Origin of the sequence: Agarivorans sp. 2_MG-2023 (assembly GCF_030548085.1) — a bacterium.
In the GTDB taxonomy this organism is placed as follows: domain Bacteria; phylum Pseudomonadota; class Gammaproteobacteria; order Enterobacterales; family Celerinatantimonadaceae; genus Agarivorans.
The window spans coordinates 146879-157802 of sequence record NZ_JAUORQ010000012.1; the positions used below are offsets into that span (position 1 = coordinate 146879).

General features: G+C 44.7%; 9 protein-coding genes and 1 tRNA gene. 4 read left to right on the forward strand and 6 right to left on the reverse strand.

What is annotated here, in order from left to right:
- The first annotated feature begins 152 nt into the window (after positions 1 to 152).
- From Q4549_RS17600 to Q4549_RS17610, 3 genes are all read left to right on the forward strand, one after another.
- Entirely contained in the window at positions 153 to 947 is a 795-nt protein-coding gene (locus Q4549_RS17600; protein WP_137674990.1) for a transporter substrate-binding domain-containing protein, read from the forward strand.
- Between the two features lie 96 nt (positions 948 to 1043).
- Positions 1044 to 1991: an amino acid ABC transporter permease gene (locus Q4549_RS17605; protein WP_137674989.1), complete on the forward strand. Its 948-nt coding sequence runs from the start codon at positions 1044 to 1046 to the stop codon at positions 1989 to 1991.
- A gap of 19 nt (positions 1992 to 2010) precedes the next feature.
- Positions 2011 to 2736 (forward strand): amino acid ABC transporter ATP-binding protein, encoded by a 726-nt coding sequence (locus Q4549_RS17610; RefSeq protein WP_154675882.1) that lies wholly within the window; start codon positions 2011 to 2013, stop codon positions 2734 to 2736.
- Positions 2737 to 2779: 43 nt separating this feature from the next.
- On the opposite strand, the gene Q4549_RS17615 is transcribed toward Q4549_RS17610, so the two are convergent.
- Positions 2780 to 3649 (reverse strand): LysR family transcriptional regulator, encoded by an 870-nt coding sequence (locus Q4549_RS17615; RefSeq protein ID WP_303553614.1) that lies wholly within the window; start codon positions 3647 to 3649, stop codon positions 2780 to 2782.
- A 140-nt stretch (positions 3650 to 3789) separates the two neighbouring features.
- Between Q4549_RS17615 and Q4549_RS17620 the strand changes: the two genes are divergently transcribed.
- Complete coding sequence (locus Q4549_RS17620) at positions 3790 to 4512, forward strand: sulfite exporter TauE/SafE family protein (RefSeq protein ID WP_303553613.1); 723 nt, start codon at positions 3790 to 3792, stop codon at positions 4510 to 4512.
- Positions 4513 to 5055: 543 nt separating this feature from the next.
- Here the strand turns inward: Q4549_RS17620 and Q4549_RS17625 are convergent.
- From Q4549_RS17625 to Q4549_RS17645, 5 genes are all read right to left on the reverse strand, one after another.
- Positions 5056 to 7647, reverse strand: coding sequence for an AAA family ATPase (locus Q4549_RS17625; protein ID WP_303553612.1), 2592 nt, complete (start codon positions 7645 to 7647; stop codon positions 5056 to 5058).
- Positions 7648 to 8472: 825 nt separating this feature from the next.
- Positions 8473 to 9468 (reverse strand): GGGtGRT protein, encoded by a 996-nt coding sequence (locus tag Q4549_RS17630; protein ID WP_303553611.1) that lies wholly within the window; start codon positions 9466 to 9468, stop codon positions 8473 to 8475.
- An 11-nt stretch (positions 9469 to 9479) separates the two neighbouring features.
- Positions 9480 to 10172: an iron-sulfur cluster assembly scaffold protein gene (locus Q4549_RS17635; RefSeq protein WP_137674982.1), complete on the reverse strand. Its 693-nt coding sequence runs from the start codon at positions 10170 to 10172 to the stop codon at positions 9480 to 9482.
- Between the two features lie 146 nt (positions 10173 to 10318).
- Positions 10319 to 10717, reverse strand: coding sequence for a hypothetical protein (locus Q4549_RS17640; RefSeq protein ID WP_303553610.1), 399 nt, complete (start codon positions 10715 to 10717; stop codon positions 10319 to 10321).
- Positions 10718 to 10848: 131 nt separating this feature from the next.
- A tRNA-Ala gene (locus tag Q4549_RS17645) sits at positions 10849 to 10924 on the reverse strand.

The window sequence follows — 10924 nt, forward strand, 5'->3', positions numbered from 1 at the left end:
TACGGCAACTTGGAGTTAAAACCTCGCTATTCATCATTAGCGTATTCTGCTATAACTTCCCTGAAACACTGAGAGTTCAGGCTGTTTTACACGGATAGATCAGAACATGAACTCAATAAAAATAATTAATTAAAAACACAACAAGGACCATTATGAAACGTGTCATTCAATCTGCAATTGCCGCAGTTGCACTATTATCAAGTGCAGCATTTGCTCAGCAAACATTGCTACAAGAAATTTCTGAATCAGGTGAGTTACGTGCCTGTTTTGATGCTGGCTACATGCCGTTCGAAATGAAAGCCAAAAACGGCCAGTTTATTGGTTTTGATATCGACCTAGGCAAGCAAATGGCGCGTGCTATGGGTGTTAAATACGTACCTGTAAACACCGCTTGGGACGGCATCATCCCTACTCTGCTAACTGGCAAATGTCACCTTATTATGGGCGGCATGACCATTACACCACAACGTAACATGCAAGTTAACTTTGCCGACCCATACGTAGTTATTGGCCAATCAATCCTACTTAGCCCTAAATTAGAAGGCAAAGTCACTAGCTACCGTGACTTAAACAGCGACCAATACACTGTTGTAACTAAACTAGGTACTACCGGTGAAGGCGCAATTAAGCGTTACATTCCTAAAGCCAAAGTAAACTTGTTTGAAACCCAATCTGAAGCAGTACTTGAAGTCACCAACGGCAAAGCCGATGCCTTCATCTACGACTTACCGTTTAATGCTATTTACGCAGCAGAAAACCAAGGTCAGCTTACTCACCTAGACCAGCCGTTCACTTTTGAACCTCTTGGTTGGGCGGTACGCCAAGGCGATCCTGATTTCTTAAACTTCTTGAACGGTTACTTGCGTCAAATTAAAGGTGATGGCACCTACGACCGCATTTACGACAAGTGGTTTAAAGATGATGCTTGGTTAAAACAAGTACAATAGAAAGACTCAAGTGGCTGCCTTATCAGCCACTTTTCTTTATGGGTGTGCTTAACCACGCCCTTAAAGTAAAAACCAATAATAGATAAAGAGCTTTAGATGCAAACTCAAGCAAGCAAAATATTGTGGAATGGCGTTTTTGTGGCCATTTTACTTAGCCTGTGTGGCCTTATTTACCTGTCGGGTGAAAAAATCGACTACAACTGGAACTGGCAACGTGTAGTTCCTTATATTGTAAATAACGAAGCGGCCAGCGTGGCGGCCCCACAAGACGGCAGCATAACCAGCAATGCCGCCGGACACTTACAGCTAGTATCAGACGCCGGTGACTTACTGGTCGATCTAACCGACTATGAAAACATCACAGTGTACGAAGGTGACTTGGTGTTTGAGGGCGACCAGCTTGCGTCTTCAGAACAATGGCGCATTGGCCCGCTAACCCAAGGCCTTATTGTTACCATAAAAATCTCACTGTTCTCATTGGTTTTTGCCATTTTGCTTGGTTTAGTGATTGGTTTGATGCGCATCGCCGACAACCCAGCCTTGCGTAAGCTAGCCATTACCTACATTGAAATTATTCGTGGCACCCCCTTGCTGGTGCAAATTTTCATTGTATATTTCTTCATTGGAACGGTATTCGATTTAGAGCGCTTTACCGCAGGTGTTATTGCCTTGTCGGTATTCACTGCCGCTTATGTAGCAGAAATTATTCGAGCCGGTATTCAGTCTATTCCGAAAGGGCAAATGGAAGCCGCCCGCTCATTGGGCATGAACTACCCGCAAGCCATGGTAAACGTGATTTTACCGCAGGCCTTTAAGCGCACCTTGCCGCCTATGGCTGGCCAGTTTATTAACTTAATTAAAGACTCGTCATTGGTATCGGTTATCTCAATCACCGACTTAACCAAAGCTGGCCGAGAGGTAGTTAGTGGTAGTTTTGCCCCCTTTGAAGTGTGGTTTACCGTTGCCCTGCTTTACCTAGTACTTACCAGCAGCCTGTCTTGGGCTATTCAACGCTTAGAAAAGAGGTTAGCTGCCAGTGACTAAAGATTATCAAGGCGACGACATGATCGTTGCAAAAAAGGTTAACAAAATTTACCCCAATGGCTGCCACGCACTTAAAGATGTATCAGCCACGGTAAACCGCGGCGAAGTGGTGGTGATAGTTGGGCCATCAGGCTCTGGCAAATCAACCTTTTTACGCACCCTTAATCAGCTAGAAACCGTAAGCAGTGGCTCGGTACATATCGACGGAACCGATATGTACGCCAAAGACACCAACATTAATAGCTTGCGCGAAGAAGTAGGCATGGTGTTCCAAAACTTTAACCTATTTCCGCACAAAACAGCTTTGGGCAATGTAATGCTCGCCCCTTTAAAAGTGGCAAAACGACCTAAGCAACAAGTAGAAGATGAAGCCAAAGCCTTAATGCTAAAAGTTGGCTTGGCCGACCGAATGGCTAACTACCCTTCTCACTTGTCTGGCGGCCAGCAGCAACGTGTAGCGATTGCCCGTGCATTGGCAATGCAACCTAATATTATGTTATTCGACGAGCCTACCTCAGCGCTTGACCCTGAAATGGTTGGCGAAGTGCTAGACGTAATGAAAGGATTAGCCGCCGACGGCATGACCATGGTAGTGGTTACCCACGAAATGGGCTTTGCCCGTGAAGTGGCCGACCGCGTATTGTTTATGGAAGACGGTGAACTCTTAGTTGAAGAGTCTCCGGAGAACTTCTTCGACAACCCTAGCCACCCAAGGCTAAAACAGTTCTTATCAATGGTTCTTTAATTTCAAACCATTAGTGTTTAAAAGGGAGCCTAGGCTCCCTTTTTTATTGGCTAAATGATTGCCAAAAAGCCCGTACAATCTCTTTATCCGCTCGCTCGCGCAACTTAATCAGGTAAATAGGAACTTGGCTGCTTGAGGAAAATTGCTCAACCTTAAGCGGCACCAGCAAGCCTTGCTGCAACTCTTGTTTAATCATATGTTCAGGAATACGCGCCCAGCCCATCCCTGCCAGTAGTAGCTCTTTTTTAAGGTGATAATCATTCACAAACCAGCGTTGGCCACCAGCAATAACGTTTACGTTATCCAAGGGCTGTTCTGAGCCAGAATCGGCCAACAAAATATGTGGCTTAGTCCGTAATTCACTGTGTTTTATGCTGCCACTAGCCTGCTCAATGTAGCCCTTAGCCGCCACCGTTATCATGGTGATTTGGCTCACCTCAATAAAATCAAAACGGCCATCTAATCCAATATTAGGCGCCAGCGCTAAATCAGATTGCTGCTTTAACAAAGGTTCCAAAATGCCGGATAAATGCCCGGTACCCAAGGTAAGCTGCATATTGCGGTGGCTTTGCCCAAAGCCTTGAATTTGGCTCACTAAGGGCGGCAAGTAACACATAGGGCTTAACGTGAGGGTAAGAACAGGATCAGCACCTTGTGCTAACTCATGCCCTAATAGTTCAAGCTCATTGGCTTGCTTAAGTAAGCTTTTAGCTTTGCTAAGAAAGGCCTCGCCCTCAGCAGTTAAGCTAGGCCGATACGCATCACGATTAAACAGCAAAATAGAGAACTGCTGCTCTAAGTTTTTTACCGAGGCACTCACCGTGGGCTGAGTTTTGTTTAAGTGCAACGCCGCCGCCCTAAAACTCCCTAACCTAGCAACTGCCACAAATGCCCGTAACTGTTCATGATTCATCTAGTAAGCCTATTAGCAGACCGCTTTATCCAAGCTTAATCTAGATAGATAAAAACAATCAAGTTGATACGAAAAAGTCATTATTTTACGTTCATCTATTTTGTTACCCTACGCCCACATTCACAAGTAGTAGAGGTTATGTGGATAGCTCACTGATTATTCTTCATATTGTTGCCTTGTTGACCGGCATTTCTAAATTTTCTATCGGCGGTATGGGCGCCTTAATTTTGCCCCTGCTGTTAATTGCTTACCCCGACGGGCAAGCCTTAGCGATACTTATTCCCATGTTTTTACTTACCGACTTGCTCACCATGGTGGTGTATAGAACTCAAATAAAATGGCGAATACTGCTCCGTTTATTAGCGTTTATGGTGGTGGGTTGCGCAGCGGGCACCGCCTTGTTGTCTCAACTAGACCCTAGCAAATTTACCACCGCTATTGGTGGCATAGTGCTGGGAATGCTTTTCTTAAGCGTATATTTAGAGAGAGGGAAATCACAATGCATGAAACACTCAAGCGTAGCGGCTGGCGCAGGCATGTTTGCCGGTTTTATTAGCATGACAGCCAATTCAGCCGGTCCAATCATTAGCCTGTATATGATGCAGCAACAACTTGGCAAAACCAGTTACGTAAGCACCCGCGCTTGGGTAGCAGGATTAGTGAATGTGGCTAAAGTCCCCATGCTAATCAGCATTGGCTTACTAAACCTCGACACCGCCAAAACCAGCTTAAGCGCCCTTCCCAGTTTATTTGTCGGTTGCGCCTTAGGCTTTCTTATCCTTAAAAAGATAAACCTCAAACAAATGACCTGGGCGATTAGAGTGCTAATTTTGTTCGCGGCAGTGAAACTGCTTATTGGATGAGTGTATTGGCTATTCAACTAAGACTTCTAACTCGTTTGTGCCCCTTTATCAGATAGAGTAATTACTCATTAACAAGCTATTCATTTACATTTCCCTTACTAAAAGTTATCCGGTGTTTAATAGTTATAAGCCCTGAAAATTTCAGGACTTATATTAACTAATCTCAGGCTTGTTATTGTGTGGGCCAAGAAATCGATTTGAAAGCTTGCCCAGAATGAAGATAGGAAAGTATGATTCGGCATGGAAACGGTAGTTTGTGTATGATTTTTGTTCGGCGACTAAACCATGTCACTTACTACTGTTTTTGTTTTTAGTTCCCGCTAATCCGCGATGAACCAAAATTAACTCTATTAAAAAAAGTAAAAGTTGCCCTGCATTTAAAGAACCGAAGCCAGAGCTTAAACCAGAACCTAAGAAAGACAGAGACCCAAACAAGCGATGCGGCATGTACCACATGTGCAATCAGATATCATAATAACTATCTCCACTCTAGGTTAAAAAAGCCCACCTCTCGCGAAGTGAGCTTTTTTTATCATTTAAGCGCTATTTTTTGGTTCTGCGCGCTTTTAGTGCAGCAAAGTAGGCCTTTAGCTTCTCGAAATCATCTGCAACTTCAGCAAAGTCAGGAACGCCTTCATTCAGCTCAGGCGCTTGGTCATGTCCATACATAAAAGTACTGCACTTAGACATGCCTTCCTCTATGGCAGCATAGTCTTCTGGGGTGATACCTCCCTTTTCGACAACATCCTTGAGGCTTTGTGTTTTCACACTTCGACCAAATCTTTCCACGACTTTCTTGAATAGCCATTCCTCAACAAGCCTTTCCCATGTTTCACGCATCTTGTTATACGTTAACTTGGCCATAGCTTCGTAGCCGTCAACATCTCCGGCATCTTCAAGCTGCTTCAAAGGAACCATTATCTTGTTTAGATCTTTGACTCGATCGCCTGTTGATTTAACATCCCACGGTGGCTCAGATGTAGGGAACCCAGCAAGTTTCCCACGTTTAACAATTGAAATAGCCGAGTACTTCGAATTGGCCTTTTTAGTTGCCTCTCCGAGCATGACTAAAAATGACATGTCATGGGTAAACACAATGACCTGACGGCTTTGTGCTTCCTCTGCGATGCGGGCAGCAAACTTTCTTCGCCACTTATGATCGAGAGAGTTAATTGGGTCATCAAAAACAATCGCTGATTTTCGGTCATCAACAATAAGTTCAGCCATGAACCCAGCCAAAGCAACGCACTTTTGCTCGCCTTCACTGGCGATGTCAGCAATGTTGTTTCGCTTGCCTGTCATACTAAACTTCAACATTTGCTTGCCGCGAGAGCCGCGAGTTTCAGTGCCTACATCGAAGTTTCTAAACTCAAGTTTCTTCAACTCAGCCTCAAACACTTTGCTTAGATCGCCAATAGCACCCATTTTGGCAATGTTATTTGTTTGAGTGGTTATGATTGTTGATAAGCAAGATTGAGTGACAGCGTTATATAAACCAATCATCCTCAGGCGCTCAATCTCGTGGAGAATGTTTTGCTTAGATAATGTAAACAGCTTTCTGTCATCAAGTTCGTTAATAGCCTGCGACGCAGTAACGATCTGCTTAGTTAACCCCTCATTGGTTTTAACTGCATCTTCTTTGGCCTTTAAAGAGACAATTTGCCCGTTGATCCAATCTAGCGCTTTGTAATCAATTGGAACAATAGAGAAGTCCGGTACCTGTTTAGTAAGATTCGAATAGAGAACTTTGAACGACTCTTCCAGTTCGTTAAAACTCTTACTGATTTCTGGATTAAATTCAGCCACCTTGCCTAGAATAAACTCATAAGGTTTTAGGTTGAATGACAGTAGCCTTAGAGCCGCAATTGAACTATCAAATTTAACTTTGGCCTTGCTGGCTTCCATCTGAGTTTTATCTTGCAGATAGTCGTTAAATAGCTTTAGTTTTTCGGCAGATGCTTCCGAGACAGGTTGCAAGCAAGTAGGGCAGGCTTCGCCCGCTGCTGCTGGGAACGATAATGCCGCATTATGTTTTAGTACGAATGTCTGAACGTGATTCCACATCTCTCTCCACTCAGGTGAGCAAATGCCTGATAGTTCGTGACCTTCAATTGCCTGCTTGCGAGCTATCTCTGCTGCTGCCTCTTTAGTTTGATAGTCATTGTAATTGAGTTTTATCGTCTCAAACTGCTTTTCATCGAGTTTGGCTCTTAGTTGATTAAAGTAAGTACTAAGAGGGGTTAGCTCTTTTCGACTGTCACTAAACCCTTTTCTAAGCTGCTCAGGTGTACTGGTCTGCAGCTTAACAAGCTCTGCTTTTAATACTGAGATTGATTCATCTTCCTCTTTGCTCAGACAGATGGCATCAACGACCTCTGATTCTGTGGCGCCAGACAAGCCAGATACAAACGCCGCTGTTTTACCTCCGGGTCTACATTGAGGTAACGGAGCGGCAACGTTATATGGTCTTTTCTCTGAATCGTTTGCGGCTCTTACATAATCACAAGCCCTCATTAGCTGAGACAATAATTTCATTCCCGCAGGCTTGTAATCAATCGAGTCCTCGTCAGAGATGTAATGCGCCGCCGAAGTGTTGTCAAAAATTCGAATCGATTTTAAGTCTTCATGTGAGTTTCCAGAGAGAAGCCATGGAATGTCGTGCTTGTTCCCGCCAATCAAAAGAGAAATGTCCGCAGCAGGCTCACCAGTTTGTGCGTCGTAGATGTTCGAGAGGATTTTTGGAGTACTACCGCGAGTAAGACAGGCGTTCTTTAAAATCTTTGCATAGCTAGATTTACCCGAACCATTATCGCCATAAACTGCGGTCAGTCCTTCGCTTTCAAATGCAATAGATTTGTTCGGGGCAAGCGCTGAAACATTAGCAACGTTGCTAATACATGCCAATTTTACTGGATGCTTTTCTTCGCCAAAGCCTGCTAGATCTAGTAAAGCTATGCTGGCCGCATAAGCATCACTTTGTGGTTGCAAACCTGCTTCTTCTTTAGAAAGAGCAAACAGTAATTGCAAATCACCGTCATCAAGTTCGCCTTTATTTGCTGCCAATCTGAGAGCGTGACGCCACCAGAGGTTCTTCTTTAGCTTGTTAGCCCAGCCAACAACGCTTCCTATCGACATATTATTCTCCAAACAGGTTATGTTTCGAGAATATATACGCCTATTTTCATAATAGTATATTGGTTGCAATCACCTTTGAGACAATCGGACACGAGGAATATTCAGCCAGTGCGATATAGATCCCACAATTGTAGTGTGGGATATTGCGATTTGCTCTAATTGATACCCCATTTTAATATTGTTATATTTCTTAAGCGGTTAGGGGATGATTAATCACTAGGCCTGTTTAGCTGTCGCGATATTTGCAACAGAGGTAACTAGACCACAGCCACTTATTTCAAAAAAGCACCTCATTGAATACGACGGTAAGATGATCACAACTCACAAATTGTGTCAGCAAACTAATTCAGATTATCGACGAGTTAAGAGACGAATGAATGTTAGTGTGGCAGCAAAAAATGCTGTAAGGAAGCTAATCGACAAGCGAGGAGCTACCACCAAAATAGCAAAACTATCGCCCTGTGATGTGATTAGCATTTACGTGACATTATTTAGAAAAGAGAAAGGTCAAGCGGTGTTAGCTACAGAGTTTGATGGTCTATTAAGGAAAGAGTGAATTGTCTTGTATAGGCTGTTTTAAGTAGAGCTTCTCCTTATCTTCGTTGGACGTCCAGTTCAGCTATTTGCCTTACTTTTAGTTATTCATGAATCGCTAATGCTCGATTCTCTGAAACTAATTTCTATCCAAAAACTTGTTAGCAGCTACTGGGGGCATCAAGCGCTAAGTACACTCTCTTTATTAAGCTTTTCGTGTAATTCAAGCGTTCTTGAAACAACAAAAGCCGCTATATAGCGGCTTTTGAGTTAGAGAGCTATTACTGAACCTTATTGAGCTTGCTCAATCGCTACACTCACCGCCACACTCGCACCCACCATGGGGTTATTGCCCATGCCAACCAACCCCATCATTTCTACGTGAGCGGGCACTGAGGATGAACCAGCAAATTGCGCATCGCAATGCATTCTGCCCATGGTGTCGGTTAAACCATAAGAGGCTGGGCCAGCGCCTACGTTGTCGGGGTGCATAGTGCGGCCAGTGCCGCCGCCCGACGCTACCGAGAAATACTCTTTACCTAATAACAAACGCTCTTTTTTGTAGGTTCCCGCTACGGGGTGCTGAAAACGCGCGGCATTGGTGGAGTTACCAGTAATGGATATATCTACCCCTTCGTGATGCATTACCGCAACGCCTTCTACTACATCGTCGGTACCATAGCAGCGAATGCTGGCTCGGTGGCCTTTACCAAATACTTTTTCTCGAGTGATATTCAGCTCACCCGTTTGGTAGTCAAACTGAGTTTGCACATAGGTAAAGCCGTTCATACGGGCAATCATGTAGGCTGCGTCTTTCCCTAAGCCATTTAGAATGAGCCGTAGCGGTTTGCTTCTTACTTGGTTGGCATACTCCGAAATTTTAATTGCGCCTTCGGCTGCTGCGTAAGATTCATGACCGGCTAAAAAACAAAAACAATCAGACTGAGTAGACAGTAGCCGCGAGGCTAATTGCCCATGCCCTAAGCCCACTTTTCGTTGGTCGGCCACTGAACCAGGTACACAAAAACCTTGCAGGCCTTCGCCAATCGACAGTGCCGCTTGCTCGGCAGTTTTATCTTGTTTCTTTATCGCAATAGCTGCACCTAATACATAGGCCCAGGCAGCGTTCTCAAAAGCAATAGGTTGGGTTTCTAATACAATGGCGTGTGGATCAAAGCCGCGTGCATGACACAGTCCGTGAGCGGCTTCTAAAGATTCTATTTGGTACTGGGCTAATACTTGATTGATCCGCTCGATACGGCGCTCAATGCCTTCAAATTCGACCATTATTTTGCTCCCTATACTTTTCTTGGATCAACAAATTGAACACCATCTTCAAACCGACCGTAATGCGTTTTACTGTCGTCTAAGGCTTTGTTTGCATCTGTTCCGTCGGCAATGGCACTCATCATTTTGCCCATTTGAACGATTTCGTAACCGATAATTTCGTTGTCTTCGTCTAGGGCCATGCGGGTTACGTAGCCTTCGGCTAGCTCTAAGTAACGCGCGCCTTTGGCTTTTGTGCCATAAGCGGTGCCCACTTGCGAGCGTAAACCTTTGCCTAAATCGTCTAGGCCAGCGCCCACCGGTAAACCACCTTCGGAGAAAGCGGTTTGGCTGCGACCATAAGCCAAGTTTTCAAATACTGCGCGCATGGCAACGTTTATGGCATCACAAATTAAATCGGTATTGAGTGCTTCGAGTATGGTTTTGCCAGTGAGTATTTCCGAAGCCATAGCAGCGGAGTGTGTCATGCCTGAACAGCCCACCGTTTCAATCAAGCATTCTTCAATGATGCCGTTTTTAACATTGATGGATACTTTGGTGGCGCCTTGGTGCGGTGCGCAAGTCCCCACACCATTAGATAACCCCGAGATGTCGGTGACTTCAATCGCGTTCACCCACTTCCCTTCCATAGGGATGGGCGAGTTACGGTGATCTGGCCCGCGGGCAATTGGACACATGGATTCGATGGTATTTGTAAAAGACATACTTTCAGCTCCTCAATACACTTTTCTTATCAAGAGGATAGACGATAAGCGCGGCGATATCACCGCAAGCTATCAACTAATCGAATAATTAGTAAACTAAATATACACCCTTATTGGCTGAAGCCAATAGAGCCTAAACACTCCACCTAATAAGGCAAACGCGAGCAGTTGTTATCACTTTGAATACTTTGGTAAAGCAGCGAGCCGTCGCCCGAGTTAATACTTAGCTTAACCCTTACCCCTCGGTACAAAGCGTCTTGGTCATACTTGCAAATATCATTATTAAGTTGGGCAGCAAGCTGTTGCACTTGTTGATTTGAGGCGGTATTGGGCAAAGTAAGCTGATAGTGAACTACATCGCCCTGCGCACTGGCATGGCTGGCAAGCGCTTTGTCTTCAAAGCTTGGCGATTGGAGGTTATAACTGGCGGCTAGAGCCTGAGCGGCATGATCGCGGGTAGGCAGTGGCTCGGCCTGTACTGAACTAACAATACTAAGCAAGCCGAGTAAACACAGTGTTTTGGACCTAAGGTTTGCTAACAACATAAGGACTGCTCTGTGGAGTAAACAACAAAAACAGTTTAGTGTTTTGTGGGGGATAATCACAGCAAAGGGGAATGAATAGATGCCTCACAGGTGTGAGCAAACCATTACATAGGAATAACAAAAAGGAAATTTGGTGGAGCTACGCGGGATCGAACCGCGGACCTCTTGCATGCCATGCAAGCGCTCTCCCAGCTGAGCTATAGCCCC